The following is a 14,020-nucleotide window of genomic DNA, read 5'->3' on the forward strand; positions in this document are numbered from 1 at the left end:
ACCGGACGGCGCGCGCCGCTCAGGGCGATGCCGAAGCGAGCCAGTCCGTGACAAACCGGCTGAACCACTCGGGACGCTGAAGCGGGATGCCGTGACCGCAGCCGTCGACCACGGTGAGCGTGCTCGTCGGAAGCGCCGCGTGGATGGCGGCCGCGGAGTCCCGCATCAGAGGGCGCTCCCGCTCTCCCACCATGACCACGCTGCGACCCGTGAACGCGGACCATCCGGAGGGGATGCGGAACCGCATGTTGGCTGCCACAGCGGCGAGCAGGCTCTCCCTCGTCATGGCGGCACTCGTGTCGATGTACGCCTCCAGCAGCCGTGGCGGAATGAAGAGCTCCCGGGCCTGCAGCTTCGCGAACCACCTCTGACGAGCCAGCGGCGCAGCGATGCGCAGCAGAGCGAGAGTCGCCGGCGTGAGGGGTGCCGCATTCGCCTGCGCACTGACCACGACCACGCCGCCGACCAGTGCGGGGTGCTCGGAGGCGAGAAGGATGGCGAGCTGCGCGCCAAGCGAGAACCCCACGACCGTCGCGGGCCGCCCTTTCGCCTCGGTGCGCAACAGCGCGGCGATCGCTCGGATGGTCTCGCCGTGCGACAGGTACGGCTGATCGACCGAACGACCGTGACCCGGCAGATCCACGACGAGGACCCGATACTGGTTGCGCAGGTGGTCGCGCAGCGACTCCCACATCCACCCGGCTACCCCGCCCCCGTGCAGCAGGAGAACGGTCGGGGCATCGTCGCGGTCGGGGCCGAAGCGGGCATAGAACATCGGTTCACAGCTTCGCAGAAGCCGGTCGCAGCAAACGCGTCGTGCGGCGCCCGCCTAACCGCTCCGGCCGCCTGGCCGACAGTCACCTCTGACAGCCCAGGACGGGCCGTCGCATCCGCGACCCAGGACGGGGCGCGGCAACAGCGATCCGCACGGATCGCACACCGGCCCGGCGCGCCGCAAGAAGCGCCACCGGCAATTCCAGGATGGAGCCATGATCGTCGTCACGCGCCTGAACCGCACTCGGTTCGCGGTGAATCCGGACCTCATCGAACGGATTCACGCTTCGCCCGACACCACGCTGATCATGGTGGACGGGGCCACCTTCATCGTCCTCGAGACCATGGACGACGTCATCGACCGGATCGCCGACTTCCGCGCCCGCGTGCTCGCGTCGGCTGCCGACGCACGTCGCTCCGGGGACGTCGCGGGGGTGATCGCCTGATGGATCCCGCATTCCTCATCGGAGTGGTGCTCGCGTTCGGCTCGCTGTACGCGATGATCACGCTCGAGCACGCGAGCCTCGCCGGGCTGTTCCTGCCGGCGCCGATGATCCTCGTCTTCGGCGGCACGATCGCGGTCGGCATCGCCAGCGCGACCATGCGCGACGCGCTGGTGTCGTTCAAGGCGCTGCCGCGGGCGATCCGCGGCGACCGTCGCACCGCCGCCGCGATGATCGATCAGGTCGTGGAGTACGCCGAGAAGGCGCGCGCCGAGGGCCTGCTCTCGCTCGAGCAGCTCGTGCCCGACGCCGACGACCCGTTCGTGCGGCAGGCGCTGCAGAGCATCGCCGACGGCACGGACGCGGAGGAGCTGCGCATCGTGCTCGAGGACGAGATCGCCTCGACGGCGGCGCGCAACCGCACGGCGTCGCGCTTCTTCGCCACGCTCGGCGGCTACGCCCCCACCGTCGGCATCATCGGCACCGTCGTGTCGCTGACCCACGTGCTCGAGAAGCTCGACACCCCCGACACGCTGGGGCCGATGATCGCGGCCGCGTTCGTCGCGACACTCTGGGGCCTGCTCTCGGCCAACTTCATGTGGCTGCCGATCGGCAACCGGCTGCAGCGCCTCGGAGAGCTGGAGCTCGAGCGCATGACGCTCGTCATGGAGGGCATGCTCGCCGTGCAGGCCGGCAGCCCGCCGCATCACGTGGGCGAGCGCCTGCAGGCCCTCGTCGCCGACAAGCCCGTCAAGCGTGCGGACAAGCGCGAGAGCGCTCCGGTGCCGGAGACCGCGGACGCATGAGCACGCGCCGCGCAGGCCGCCGACGCGGCGCCGCCGACCACTCCTCCGGGGGCCACGACGGCCCGGACGAGCGCTGGATGGCGTCCTATCTCGACATGGTGACGGTGCTGATGTGCCTGTTCATCGTGCTGTTCGCGATGTCGAGCGTCGATCAGCAGAAGTTCGATGCGCTGCGCGATTCGCTCGCCACCGGCTTCGGGCAGGAGCCCAGCGACGACGTCGACTTCTCCGGCCTCGTGCTGCCGCCCGAGCTGCGCGCGGAGGACGTCGGTCACGCCGCGAACGTCGACGCGGATCTGCTCGCGGCGCAGGCCGAACTGGACGATCTCGAGGACCTGCGCGCGCAGCTCGAGGGCGCGCTCGACGCCAAGGGGCTCACCGGCACGGCCGAGTTCACGATCGACGACCGCGGACTCACGGTCGGCCTGATCGGCGCGGAGACCTTCTTCGCCACGAACAGCACCGACCTCAGCGCCAAGGCGGTCTCCGTGCTCGACGCGATGGGCCCCGTGCTCGAGAAGGTCCCCAACGAGATCTCGGTCGAGGGACACGCGGATCGCCGCGATCCGGCCGCGCCGTTCCCCACCAACTGGGAGCTCTCGTCCGGGCGCGCGACGCAGGTGCTGCGCCATCTCGTCGAGGTCAACCGCCTGCGCGGCGACCACGTGCAGGCCGTCGGCTTCGGTGCGATGCGCCCGATCGCCGAGGGCGACGACGACGCGGCGCTCGCCCGCAACCGCCGCGTCGACATCGTCGTGCTCTCCGACGCCGAGGAGGAGGTGCGCGCCCTCATCCCGGATCTCGTGACCGACGACACGCACTCCTGACCGGCCCCTTTGCCGGTCGCCTTACGCGCGCCCTCCCCCGCCCGATAGTCGGGTTCGTGGTGATCGAGGAGCACGCGGACGTCGCCGTGGCGACGCGGGACGCACCCGTCGTCGAGGTGTACGACTTCGGTCGCGCCGCGACGCTCGCCCGCGAGCACGCCCGGACGCTCGAGCTGTCCTTCGAGACGTTCGCGCGGCAGTGGGCGACGCAGCTGACCGACAAGATCCGCGTCCGCGCGCACGTCGGGCTCGAGCAGGTGTCGATGCTGACCTACGCCGAGTACGCCGACTCGCTGCCGCCGACCACCGCGATCGTGGTGTGCGCCCCCGCCGGGTCCGATTCGAGCGGCGACGCGAGCAGCATCGTGCAGTTCCCCCTGTCGGCGGCGCTGTCGTGGATCGTGCAACTCGTCGGCGGACGTCCCGTCGACATCACCGAGGAGCGCGCGCTCACGCCCATCGAGCAGGCGCTGATCCGGTACCTCATGACGGACGCGCTCGAGAACCTCTCGCACGCGCTGGGCGGTCTGCTGCCCCGCGGCCTGATGGTCTCGGGCATCCAGTACAGCCCGGCGTTCGCGCAGCTCGCCTCGGCCGGCGACCTCGTGATCGTCGCACGGTTCTCCATGCGCTTCGGGGAGCGCGTCGTGCCGGCGAGCGTCATGCTTCCCGCCGCGCCGGTGCTCGAGCGGCTCAGCAGCGCCACCCCGGCCGCCCCGATCGACAACGCTCCGGCCCTCATCCGCCGTCAGGTGGAGGACACGCCGCTGGAGCTCGCCCTTCGGCTGGCGCCGCGCGCCGTGCGCCCCACCGACGTCCTCGGGCTGTCGGTCGGCGACGTGCTGCGGTTCCCGCACGCGCACGACCGCCCGCTCGAGCTCGTGAGCGGCGACGTGCCGGTCGCGACGGCCGCGGTCGGCACGAGCGGCGCGCGCCTGGCCTGCGTCATCACGTCCATCAGCGCGTCCGGCGCCGCAGAAGCCGACGCCGCGGATCCCATCCCCGAGGAGCTCAGGTGACCCCCACCGCACACGAGTCCGCCGTCGCCGCCGCGTTCGCGTCGCGGATGCCGACGACCGCCGAGATCAGCGCCCGCGCCTCGCACGCGTCCGGCGACACGGGCGACGCCGTGATCGCCACGTACGTCGGGGAGACGAGCGCGGAGCTCGCGGCGCTGGTCCTCGACCCCACCGCCCTCGTCGACGGCGTACCCGATGCATCGCTCGTGGACCGCCTGCACGACGCGATCGACGCGGCCGCCGCCACGCTCGGCCCCGGCGTGCTGGGGGACGCGAGCATCGGCGACGCCTCCGCGCTGTTCTCGCACCCGCAGGCGCAGATCTTCGACCTGCAGGACGAGGCCGGCCGCACCGTCGGACGCCTCGCCGTGCGCGTCACCCGCACGGCGGCGGATACCGGACACCTGTCCTCCCGTCGTCTGCAGCGGATCGCGGGGGTCGAGATGGACCTCACGGTCGAGATCGGACGCACCCGCATGGCGGTGCGCGACGTGCTCGACCTCACGCCCGGCCGGATCGTCGAGCTCGACCGATCGGCCGGAGCGCCCGCCGACATCAAGCTCAACGGGCGCCTCATCGCCCACGGCGAGATCGTCGTCGTCGACCAGGACTACGCGGTGCGGATCACCCGCATCCTCGAGAACGCCGAGGTCTGAGCTGGACGATCTGCTGCTCGCCCTGCGCGTCGCGGTCTCGCTCGCGGCGGTGCTCGGCGCGCTCTGGTACCTGCAGCGCCGGCTGACGCGCGGCGGCGCCGCGCGACGCCGCCGGGACGAGGGCATCACCGTGGTGTCCCGGCAGGCCCTCGGCGGCAAGGCGCAGCTGGTCGTGGTGGAGGTCGAGGGCACCCGCTACGTGCTCGGCGTCAGCGAGCAGGGCGTCTCGGTGGTCGATCGCGTCCGTTCGCCGCATCGCATCGACGCGGGCGCGCCGCGCACCGAACGCAGCGACGTCGTGGGCGGCTTCGAGAGGCTGCTCGCGGCCGCCGCCGCCGACGCCGCTCCCGTCGACGCCCCTCCCCGCGACGGCGACGTCGCCCCGGAGCCCGTCGCTCCGCTGCGTCGCGACCGCCGTGCGGCGGCCGCGCCCGCCGATCCGCTCCACGGGTCGATCCTCTCCCCCGGCACCTGGCGGCAGACCGCCCGAGCGCTTCGCCGCGTGCGGTGAGAGGACGCGCGCGATGAGGGGCCGCCCGCGTCTCGCGCCGCCGCGCGTCGCACGCGCGCGCGGCCCTCGCGAGGGGAACGTGCAGGATCACGCGGCGCGCGCCGCCGTGGTCCTCGCCGTGGCGGCGCTGGTGGGCGTGACGCTGATGCTGCTGTCGCCGGCACTGGCGCACGCGGCGCCGGTGCCGCCCACCGACCCCGTCGCCCCCACCCCCGTGCCGACGCCCACGCAGGGCGAGGGGGTGACGGTCGAGATCAACGGCATCAACGGGTCGCCCTCGGGGTCGATCCTCACGCTGCTCGGCATCACGCTGCTGTCTGTCGCCCCCGCGCTGCTGCTGATGATGTCGTCGTTCACGAAGATCTTCGTGGTGCTGGCGATGGCCCGCAACGCGCTCTCGCTGCCGTCGATCCCGCCGAACCAGGTGCTCGCCGGCCTGTCGCTGTTCCTGTCGCTGTTCATCATGTGGCCCGTGCTGACCGAGATCAACACGGTCGCGGTGCAGCCGTATGTCGACGGCGCGATCACGTTCCAGCAGGCGTTCGATCTGGGACAGGGGCCGCTGCGGGAGTGGATGCTCGCCTACACGCGCGAGGAGGACCTCGCGCTGATGACGCGGGCGTCCGACCAGCCCAACCCCGACGATCCGGCAAGCGTGCCGATGTACACGCTCATCCCGGCGTTCATGATCTCGGAGCTGCGGGCCGCGTTCATCATCGGCTTCGTCGTGTTCGTGCCGTTCCTCATCATCGACCTCGTCGTCGCGTCGGCGCTCATGGCGATGGGCATGATGATGCTGCCGCCCGTCATGATCTCGCTGCCGTTCAAGATCCTGCTGTTCATCCTCGTCGACGGGTGGGGCCTGATCATCCGCTCGCTGCTGGAGTCCTACGGGGGCGGCGGATGACCCCCGAGGCGGTCCTCGACATCGGCATGCAGGGCCTGATCGTCGCCGCCAAGCTGGCCGCTCCCCTGCTGATCACGGCGCTCGTCGTGGGCTTCGCCATCTCGCTGCTGCAGTCGATCACGCAGGTGCAGGAGGTGACGCTGTCGTTCGTGCCGAAGGCCGTCGCGGTCGGCGTCGCCCTGCTGGTGTGCGGCAACTGGATGATCGCCGAGATCATCGCGTTCACGAACGACATGTTCGCCCGGATCCCCGTGCTGCTGTCGGGCGGATGACATGCACATCCCGATCGACTTCGCCTGGCTCGAGGCCACCATGCTCGCGGCGGTGCGCGTCACGGTGTTCCTGATGATCGCGCCCCCGTTCTCGCACGGGGCGATCCCCGCACGCATCAAGGCGATGCTCGGGATCGGCCTGGCGCTCGCGATCGGCACCTCCGTCGCGCCGGGGTATCAGCCGCTCGACACCGCGCCGTTCCTGGGCGCGCTCGTGCTGCAGCTGGTGTGCGGCGCCCTGCTCGGGTTCCTGGTCATGGCGGTGTTCTCGGCCGTGCAAGCGGCCGGCAGTCTCATCGACGTGTTCGGCGGCTTCCAGCTCGCGCAGGCCTTCGACCCGCAGTCGATGGTCAACGGCGCCCAGTTCACCCGGCTCTTCCAGCTCACGGCCGTCGTGCTGCTGTTCGCCTCCGACGGCTACCAGCTGATCATCGCGGGCCTGGCGCGCAGCTTCACCGCCGTGCCGGTCGACGGCATGTTCGACATCGCGGGGCCCGCGGAGCTGATGACCGACGTCGTCGGCCAGCTGCTGCTGGCGTCGGTGCAGATCGCCGGTCCGCTCGTCCTCGTGCTGTTCCTTGCGGACGTGGGGCTCGGTCTCGTCACGCGCGTCGCGCCGGCGCTGAACGCCTTCGCCCTCGGCTTCCCCCTGAAGATCGCGCTGACGCTCGTGCTCGCCGGCGTCGTGTTCGTCACGCTGCCGGGGATCGTCGGCGCACTGGCGCGCGACGCGCTCGGCCTCATGCAGGGGGTGAGGTGACGTGGCGGAGTCCGACAGCGGCGAGCGCACAGAGAAGGCCACCGACCGGCGCCTGCGCGATGCGCGTCGCAAGGGACGCCTCACCCGCAGCCAGGACCTCACCGCGTGGGTCGGCATCGCGGCCGCCGGAGCGATGATGTCGAGCGCGATCTCCACGGGGGCCTCCGCCGGCACCGAGCAGCTCATCTCGATCACCGCGATCGCGAACGACCCCGACCCCCTGCGCGCCGTCGCCGTGCTCGCGGACGGCCTGGAGTCGATGGGCGCCACGCTCGGCCCCCTCCTGGCCGCGGTGATGATCGCGACCCTGCTCGGCGCGGCCGCGCAGGGCGGCATCCACCTCCGCCCGCTCACCGGACGCGTCGAGCAGTTCAATCTCGTCACGGGCCTGCGCCGCGTGTTCGGGACGCAGGCGCTGTGGGAGGGCGTGAAGGCGCTGCTGAAGACCCTCGCCATCGGCGGTGCGCTCTGGCTTGTGATCGCGAGCCTGATGCCCACGCTCGCTGCCAGCGGCGGGCAGTCGGTCAGCCATCTGCTCTCCGAGGCGGCCGGCGCGACCGCCGCCGTGCTGCAGGTCGCCGTCGCGGTGGGCGTGGCCCTCGCCATCGCGGACGTGTTCGTCGTGATGCGCCGCAACGCCAAGCACACCCGCATGACCAAGCGCGAGGTCAAGGACGAGTCCAAGAGCAACGAGGGCGATCCGCTGATCCGCTCGCAGCGCCGCGCGCGACAGCTCGCGATGAGCCGCAACCGGATGATCGCCGCCGTCGGCGGCGCGGACGTCGTGCTCGTCAACCCCACGCACGTCGCGGTCGCGCTCACGTACGAGCCCGGCCGATCCGCGCCCAAGGTCGTCGCGAAGGGCGCCGGCGTCATCGCCGACCGCATCCGCGAGAAGGCGACCGAGGAGGGCGTGCCGATGGTGCGCGACATCCCCCTCGCCCGCGCCCTGCACGCCGCGTGCGAGCTGGGCCAGGAGATCCCGACCGACCTGTACACCGCCGTCGCCCGCGTGCTCGTGTTCGTCGACGCGCTCCGGCGCCGCGGCTCCGCCCGCGGTGTGCACTCCATGCCCGAACGACCCGCCCCCGCCGGGAGGACCTCATGAGAACAGTGCTGAAGAACCTCGCCGTCCCCGTCGGCGTGGTCGGCATCATCCTGCTGCTGGTGGTGCCCGTGCCGCCGCCGCTGCTGGACCTGCTGATCATCCTGAACATCATGTTCGCGCTGGTGATCCTGCTGACCACCATGTTCGCCAAGCGCCCGCTGGACTTCTCGGCGTTCCCGTCGCTGCTGCTCGTGGCGACGCTGTTCCGGCTGGGCCTCAACGTGGCCTCGACGCGCCTCATCCTCGGCGAGGCGCACGCCGGCGCGGTGATCGAGGCGTTCGGCACGATCGCGGTGGGCGGCTCGATCATCATCGGCGCGGTCGTCTTCCTGATCCTCGTCGTGATCCAGTTCGTCGTGGTCACCAAGGGCGCCGAGCGCGTGGCGGAGGTCGGCGCGCGGTTCACGCTGGACGCCATGCCCGGCAAGCAGATGGCGATCGACGCCGACCTCAACGCGGGCCTGATCACCGACGCCGAGGCGCGTTCGCGCCGGGCCGAGGTCGCGGCGGAGGCCGACTTCTACGGCGCGATGGACGGCGCGTCGAAGTTCGTCAAGGGCGACGCGATCGCGGGCCTGGTGATCATCATCATCAACATCATCGGCGGCATCTGCATCGGCATGCTCAACCACGGCATGGCGATCGACGAGGCGCTGAACACCTACGCGATCCTCACGATGGGCGACGGCCTCGTGACGCAGATCCCGGCGCTGCTGATGGCGGTCTCGACCGGCATGATCGTGACCCGCTCGAACGCCGAGCACGAGATGGGCACGCAGGCGGCGACGCAGCTCGCGCAGTCGCGCGGCGCGCTCACGATCTCCGGATGCGCCGCGATCGCGATGGCGCTCATCCCGGGCATGCCGATGCTGCCGTTCCTCGCGATCGGCGCGGCGCTGCTGCTCATCGCGCAGCGGATCAAGGTGGGCGAGCAGCGGCGCGAGGCCGAGCAGCTGCAGGCACCGCCCGCTCCCGCGTCGGATCGCCCCGAGGAGCTCATGGAGAAGATGCGCGTGCACGCGCTGGAGATCATGCTGGCGCCGAACCTCGTCGACCTCGTCACGGGCGGACCGGACGACCTGCTCGCGCGCGTCAAGGCGCTGCGCCGCAAGATCGCGCTGGAGCTCGGATTCGTCGTGCCGCCCGTCCGCACGCGCGACAACATCGAGCTGCCGCCGTCCACCTACGCGATCCGGATCGCGGGTGTGGAGGCCGGCCGCGGCGTCGCCCCGCCCGGCGCGGTGCTCGCGCTCGGAGGCGGCCTCGACGGGCTGCCCGGTCCCGCGGTGCTCGATCCGGTGTTCGGCCTGGAGGGCAAGTGGATCCCGCAGGAGATGCGCCACAGCGCCGAGCTGTCCGGCGCGACCGTGATCGACCGCGCCAGCGTGATCGTCACGCACCTGTCCAACGTCGTGCAGACCGGGGCCGCACGCCTGCTCAGCCGGGAGGACGTGCGCCAGCTGACCGACGGGCTCAAGCAGGTCAGCCCCGCCGCGGTCGAGGAGCTCACCCCCGCCCTGCTCTCGCTCGCCGAGATCCAGCGCGTGCTGACGGGCCTGCTCGCCGAGCGGATCCCGATCAACGACCTCGCCCGCATCTACGAGGCGCTCGCGCTGCGCGCCAAGGTCTCCACCGATCCGGAGGGGCTCATCGAGGCGGCCCGCGCGGCGCTCGGCCCGGCCGTCGCGGCGCGCTTCGCGCAGGACGGCGCGCTGCGGGTGATCATGATCAACCCGCTGCTCGAGCAGGCGATGCTCGAGGGCCAGCGGCAGGGCGAGGACGGCACCCACATCGTGCTCGACCCCGCGCGGCTCGAGGGCGTGATCCAGTCGTTGAAGCAGGCGGTGGACGACGTCGACCCGGTGCTGGGCGAGCCCGTCCTGGTGTGCGCGCCGTCGCTGCGCCCCGCCGTGCGGCGCCTGGTCGCCGCGCAGACCGACGGCATCCCCGTGCTGTCGTACAACGAGGCCACCGCCGGCGGTTTCGCCATCGAGACTGTCGGCGTCGTGCGGGACGGCGAGGCCGCGCGCGCGACCCCGTCGCTGTCCGCCTGAGACGGCGCGCGCGACGCCTGCACGGCGCCTGCACGGCTGCTGCCCGGGGCCCGCACGGCGACGGGCCTGCACGAGCGACGGAGATCTGCACGGTCACGGAGCATCCGCGCAGGATGCGTCCGCATCCGTGCAGATCTCCTCGCTTCGTGCCGGCGCTCCCCCGCCTCACCGCCCGCGCTCGGCGGCCGATAGTCTGGCGTGATGCTGGTGTTGACGAGGCGGATCGGTGAGCGCATCCTGATCGGCGACGACGTCGAGGTGACGATCCTCGACATCAAGGGCGACAGCATCCGCATCGGGATCGACGCCCCGCGCACCACGCGCATCCAGCGCGCCGAGATCGTCGAGGCCGTCCGCGACGAGAACGCCCAGGCGGCGGTCGTCGGCGACGAGGCCGAGCAGGCGCTGCGGGCCGCGCTCGCGGGCCGCACCGAACCCGCGACCTGAGCATCGGCGGCCGCGGACCGTACCGTCGCGCGCCGGATCCGCCAACCCCGTCGACACGACCCGTCCCGGCCCCTAGCGTCGCGAGTGTGGAATCGCCCCGTCCTGCGGAGGCGAGCCATCTCACGCACAGTCACGTCGAAAGGGGCGTTCGATGACCGACGTCGCATCCCAGGGACCCGAGCCGAGCGAAGAGGGTCGCCCGATCCTCACCGACCGCCAGGGTCACGCGATCTACGACAACCAGAACCAGCGCACGGTCGGGGCCCGCGGCCCCGCGACGCTGGAGAACTACCACTTCCTCGAGAAGATCAGCCACTTCGACCGCGAGCGCATCCCCGAGCGCGTGGTGCACGCGCGCGGCGCGGTCGCGTTCGGGCACTTCGAGGCGACCGGCACGTGGGGCGACGAGCCGATCGAGAAGTACACGCGCGCGAAGCTCTTCTCGGAGGCCGGCAAGAAGACCGACCTGGCGATCCGCTTCTCCACCGTGATCGGCGGCCGCGACTCGTCGGAGGCCGCCCGCGATCCGCGCGGCTTCGCCGTGAAGTTCTACACCGAGGACGGCAACTGGGACCTCGTCGGCAACAACCTCGCGGTGTTCTTCATCCGCGACGCGATCAAGTTCCCCGACGTCATCCACTCGCTCAAGCCCGACCCCGTCACGTTCCGCCAGGAGCCGGCCCGCATCTTCGACTTCATGTCGCAGACGCCCGAGGCCATGCACATGCTCGTGAACCTGTTCAGCCCGCGCGGCATCCCCGCCAACTACCGCACGATGCAGGGCTTCGGCGTCAACACGTACAAGTGGGTGAACGCGCAGGGCGAGACGCACCTCGTGAAGTACCACTGGATCCCGCGCGCGGGCGTGGCGAGCCTGACCGAGGCGGACGCCGCCAACATCCAGGCGGGCGACCTCGGGCACGCGTCGAAGGACCTCTACGAGCACATCGAGCGCGGCGACCACCCGCAGTGGGACCTGTACGTCCAGCTGATGAGCGACGACGAGCACCCCGAGCTCGACTGGGATCCGCTGGATGACACCAAGGTCTGGCCGGAGAACGACTTCGAGCCGAAGCTCGTGGGCACCATGACGCTGACGAGCAACGTGTCGGATCACCACAACGAGAACGAGCAGATCGCGTTCGGCACCGGCGTGCTGGTCGACGGCCTGGACTTCTCGGACGACAAGATGCTCGTCGGCCGCACGTTCTCCTACTCGGACACGCAGCGCTACCGCGTCGGCCCGAACTACCTGCAGCTGCCGATCAACTCCCCGAAGCACGCCCGCGCGGCCACCAACCAGCGTGGAGGCCAGATGTCCTACGGCGTCGACCTCGGCGAGGGGCAGAACCCGCACGTCAACTACGAGCCGTCGATCACGGGCGGGCTGCGCGAGGCGCAGTACCCGACCCATGACGAGCAGGGTCCGGAGATCACGGGGCGCCTGACGCGCAAGCGCATCCCGCGCACGAACGACTACCTGCAGGCCGGCCAGCGCTACCAGCTGATGGAGCAGTGGGAGAAGGACGACCTCGTCCACAACTTCGTCACGCTGATCGGTCACGCGGCCCGGCCCGTGCAGGAGCGCATGGTGTGGCACTTCCTGATGGCCGACGACGAGCTCGGTCTGCGCGTGGGCGAGGGGCTCGGCATCGGCGTGGACGACGTCAAGGGCCTGCCGCCGCTGCAGAGCCAGACGCTCAGCGACGAGGAGCTGCAGCGCCTCGCGAACCTCGGCAGCAACGGCCCGCGCGACGTCACGGGCTTGAAGATGACGCACGTCGTGCCCAACGAGCACGTGGTCGTCGAGCGCTGACGTCGCTCTGTCCGCAGGGGCCGCCGGTTCGCCGGCGGCCCCTCGCATGCCCGGGTACAGGAGCGGGATGTCGTCCGTGCCGGGCAGGATGAGCTCATGACGGATGAGCAGTTCCTCGCCGACCTGCACCGGCTCGTGCGCCGGATCAACGAGATGCCCGACACGCGGGAAGCGCAGCCGACGCCGCTCGGCCACGCCGTCGAGGCGTTCCTCGGGCGAGATCCCGAGGAGCTCCCGGTGACGCGCGATTCGTTCGCGGCGCATCGGCTGGCGGACGTCGGCATCGCGCTCCAGACGCTGGTGGCCGAGGATCCTCGCGGGCACGTCGTCGGAGTGGCGGGTGGGCAGGAGAAGCAGCACGAGGATCTCCCGGGACTGCTGCGCCACCGCTACTCGACGTTCGCTCCCGGCCCGGTCGAGTATGCGACCGTGGCGACCGGTCCCGACGAGTCACGACAGGCCGTCGCGTTCGGCCTGCACCTCCTGCACCACGCCGACGCGCCGGCCGCTGTGCTCCTGCGCGCGCCCGCGCCGATGTTCGGCCGCGAGGAGGTCGCGCTCGAAGTGCTCGCACGCGACGCGGACGCCGGCTCGACCCTGCTCGCGGAGATCCGCCGTCGCGCGAACGAGCACAGCGTGATCCGGGGCAAGGTCGTCAGCTTCACGCCGGACGAGTTCGGCCACCGCTTCGGCGGGCTCTCGTTCCTGCAGCGTCCCACCGTGCCCGCCGAGAGCGTCGTCCTGCCCGACGGCATGCTCGAGCGGATCCGCGCGCACGTCGTGGACATCGGAGCGCACGCCGACGAGCTGCTGCGCCACGGGCAGCACCTCAAGCGCGGCGTGCTGCTGTACGGGCCTCCCGGAACGGGCAAGACGCTGACGGTGCAGCACCTCACCTCGGTCACGGCGGGGCGCACGGCGATCCTGCTGCAGGGCGGCGGGCTCGCCTACGTCGCGGAGGCGGCGCGCCTCGCACGAGCGATGTCGCCCTCTCTGCTGGTGTTCGAGGACGTCGATCTCGTCGCCACGGAGCGGGGCATGTTCGGCGGTCCGCAGCCGCTGCTGTTCGAGATCCTCGACGCGCTGGACGGCGTCGGCGGCGACGCCGACATCGCCTTCGTGATGACGACCAATCGCGCCGATCTGCTCGAACCCGCCCTCGCGTCCCGGCCCGGTCGGGCCGACCTCGCCGTGGAGGTCCCGCTTCCCGACGCGGCGGCGCGGCGCCGGCTGTTCCGACTGTACGGCGGGTCCACGCCGCTGTCGGCGCAGGCACTGGACGCGGCCGCGGATCGGGCCGAGGGCGTGACCGCCTCGTTTGCGAAGGAGCTCATCCGGCGTGCGCTGCTGCGGGCGATCCTGGACGGGCGCGAGGCCTCCGACGCCGATCTCGACGCCGCCCTCGACGAGATGCTCGAGGCCGGCGCCCGGCTCACGCGCTCGCTGCTCGGATCGGCCGGAGAGGCGCCGCCCGCCGACGACGAGCCGGAGTCCGCGGGCGCGACGTTCGGCTGGACGAGGTGAGCGCCGGCGCGACCGCCCGCACGCCCGCCGGCGGCCCGTCGCGCGATCATCGGAGGATCTTCGGCGAGGCGGCCCGTGCCGCCCCTGTCGCGGGAC

The 14,020-nt window shown here is 71.6% G+C and carries 15 protein-coding genes; 14 read left to right on the forward strand and 1 reads right to left on the reverse strand.

Translation table 11 applies throughout. From position 1 onward, the window contains the following. Nucleotides 1-19: 19 nt before the first annotated feature. Nucleotides 20-775 carry an alpha/beta fold hydrolase gene (locus BJP60_RS10025; RefSeq protein ID WP_203135626.1) on the reverse strand — a complete coding sequence of 252 codons (756 nt, stop codon included), beginning with the start codon at nt 773-775 and terminating at the stop codon, nt 20-22. A gap of 214 nt (nt 776-989) precedes the next feature. On the opposite strand from BJP60_RS10025, the gene BJP60_RS10030 reads away from it, so the two are divergent. From BJP60_RS10030 to BJP60_RS10095, 14 genes are all read left to right on the forward strand, one after another. Then, nucleotides 990-1,220, forward strand: coding sequence for a flagellar FlbD family protein (locus BJP60_RS10030; RefSeq protein WP_203135627.1), 231 nt, complete (start codon nt 990-992; stop codon nt 1,218-1,220). After that, nucleotides 1,220-2,023, forward strand: coding sequence for a motility protein A (locus BJP60_RS10035; protein WP_203135628.1), 804 nt, complete (start codon nt 1,220-1,222; stop codon nt 2,021-2,023). Before BJP60_RS10030 ends, BJP60_RS10035 begins: the two co-directional genes overlap by 1 nt. Further along, nucleotides 2,020-2,850 (forward strand): OmpA/MotB family protein, encoded by an 831-nt coding sequence (locus BJP60_RS10040; RefSeq protein WP_203135629.1) that lies wholly within the window; start codon nt 2,020-2,022, stop codon nt 2,848-2,850. The genes BJP60_RS10035 and BJP60_RS10040 overlap by 4 nt, the downstream gene beginning before the upstream one ends. A gap of 56 nt (nt 2,851-2,906) precedes the next feature. Beyond that, nucleotides 2,907-3,869: a flagellar motor switch protein FliM gene (locus tag BJP60_RS10045; protein WP_203135630.1), complete on the forward strand. Its 963-nt coding sequence runs from the start codon at nt 2,907-2,909 to the stop codon at nt 3,867-3,869. Next, nucleotides 3,866-4,525, forward strand: coding sequence for a flagellar motor switch protein FliN (gene fliN / locus BJP60_RS10050; protein WP_238439382.1), 660 nt, complete (start codon nt 3,866-3,868; stop codon nt 4,523-4,525). Before BJP60_RS10045 ends, fliN begins: the two co-directional genes overlap by 4 nt. A 49-nt stretch (nt 4,526-4,574) precedes the next feature. Beyond that, nucleotides 4,575-5,036, forward strand: coding sequence for a flagellar biosynthetic protein FliO (locus BJP60_RS10055; protein ID WP_203135631.1), 462 nt, complete (start codon nt 4,575-4,577; stop codon nt 5,034-5,036). A gap of 13 nt (nt 5,037-5,049) precedes the next feature. Beyond that, nucleotides 5,050-5,943 (forward strand): flagellar type III secretion system pore protein FliP, encoded by an 894-nt coding sequence (gene fliP, locus BJP60_RS10060; protein WP_238439383.1) that lies wholly within the window; start codon nt 5,050-5,052, stop codon nt 5,941-5,943. Beyond that, the gene (fliQ, locus tag BJP60_RS10065) at nt 5,940-6,215 is read left to right on the forward strand and encodes a flagellar biosynthesis protein FliQ (RefSeq protein WP_203135632.1); all 276 of its coding nucleotides are present in this window, start codon (nt 5,940-5,942) and stop codon (nt 6,213-6,215) included. The genes fliP and fliQ overlap by 4 nt, the downstream gene beginning before the upstream one ends. A gap of 1 nt (nt 6,216) precedes the next feature. Then, on the forward strand, nt 6,217-6,975 hold the full coding sequence (locus BJP60_RS10070; RefSeq protein ID WP_203135633.1) for a flagellar biosynthetic protein FliR: 759 nt from the start codon (nt 6,217-6,219) through the stop codon (nt 6,973-6,975). A 1-nt stretch (nt 6,976) separates the two neighbouring features. Beyond that, a complete protein-coding gene (locus BJP60_RS10075) occupies nt 6,977-8,083 on the forward strand; it encodes an EscU/YscU/HrcU family type III secretion system export apparatus switch protein (protein WP_203135634.1) in 1,107 nt (368 codons plus the stop codon). Further along, the gene (locus BJP60_RS10080; RefSeq protein WP_203135635.1) at nt 8,080-10,137 is read left to right on the forward strand and encodes a flagellar biosynthesis protein FlhA; all 2,058 of its coding nucleotides are present in this window, start codon (nt 8,080-8,082) and stop codon (nt 10,135-10,137) included. The genes BJP60_RS10075 and BJP60_RS10080 overlap by 4 nt, the downstream gene beginning before the upstream one ends. Nucleotides 10,138-10,338: 201 nt before the next feature. After that, on the forward strand, nt 10,339-10,584 hold the full coding sequence (gene csrA / locus BJP60_RS10085; protein ID WP_203135636.1) for a carbon storage regulator CsrA: 246 nt from the start codon (nt 10,339-10,341) through the stop codon (nt 10,582-10,584). Between the two features lie 151 nt (nt 10,585-10,735). Next, nucleotides 10,736-12,400, forward strand: a complete 1,665-nt coding sequence (locus tag BJP60_RS10090; protein ID WP_203135637.1) for a catalase — start codon at nt 10,736-10,738, stop codon at nt 12,398-12,400. Nucleotides 12,401-12,496: 96 nt separating this feature from the next. Next, nucleotides 12,497-13,924 (forward strand): AAA family ATPase, encoded by a 1,428-nt coding sequence (locus tag BJP60_RS10095; RefSeq protein ID WP_203135638.1) that lies wholly within the window; start codon nt 12,497-12,499, stop codon nt 13,922-13,924. The last annotated feature ends 96 nt before the right edge of the window (nt 13,925-14,020 follow it).

Origin of the sequence: Microbacterium sp. JZ31 (assembly GCF_016805985.1) — a bacterium.
Classification (GTDB): domain Bacteria; phylum Actinomycetota; class Actinomycetes; order Actinomycetales; family Microbacteriaceae; genus Microbacterium.

Excerpts from the sequence above, each read along its gene's own strand:
- BJP60_RS10025 (WP_203135626.1), bottom strand. The coding sequence starts at position 775 with ATGTTCTATGCCCGCTTCGGCCCCGACCGCGACGATGCCCCGACCGTT.
- BJP60_RS10030 (WP_203135627.1), top strand. The coding sequence starts at position 990 with ATGATCGTCGTCACGCGCCTGAACCGCACTCGGTTCGCGGTGAATCCG.
- BJP60_RS10035 (WP_203135628.1), top strand. The coding sequence starts at position 1,220 with ATGGATCCCGCATTCCTCATCGGAGTGGTGCTCGCGTTCGGCTCGCTG.
- BJP60_RS10040 (WP_203135629.1), top strand. The coding sequence starts at position 2,020 with ATGAGCACGCGCCGCGCAGGCCGCCGACGCGGCGCCGCCGACCACTCC.
- fliP (WP_238439383.1), top strand. The coding sequence starts at position 5,050 with ATGAGGGGCCGCCCGCGTCTCGCGCCGCCGCGCGTCGCACGCGCGCGC.
- fliQ (WP_203135632.1), top strand. The coding sequence starts at position 5,940 with ATGACCCCCGAGGCGGTCCTCGACATCGGCATGCAGGGCCTGATCGTC.
- BJP60_RS10070 (WP_203135633.1), top strand. The coding sequence starts at position 6,217 with ATGCACATCCCGATCGACTTCGCCTGGCTCGAGGCCACCATGCTCGCG.
- BJP60_RS10080 (WP_203135635.1), top strand. The coding sequence starts at position 8,080 with ATGAGAACAGTGCTGAAGAACCTCGCCGTCCCCGTCGGCGTGGTCGGC.
- csrA (WP_203135636.1), top strand. The coding sequence starts at position 10,339 with ATGCTGGTGTTGACGAGGCGGATCGGTGAGCGCATCCTGATCGGCGAC.
- BJP60_RS10090 (WP_203135637.1), top strand. The coding sequence starts at position 10,736 with ATGACCGACGTCGCATCCCAGGGACCCGAGCCGAGCGAAGAGGGTCGC.
- BJP60_RS10095 (WP_203135638.1), top strand. The coding sequence starts at position 12,497 with ATGACGGATGAGCAGTTCCTCGCCGACCTGCACCGGCTCGTGCGCCGG.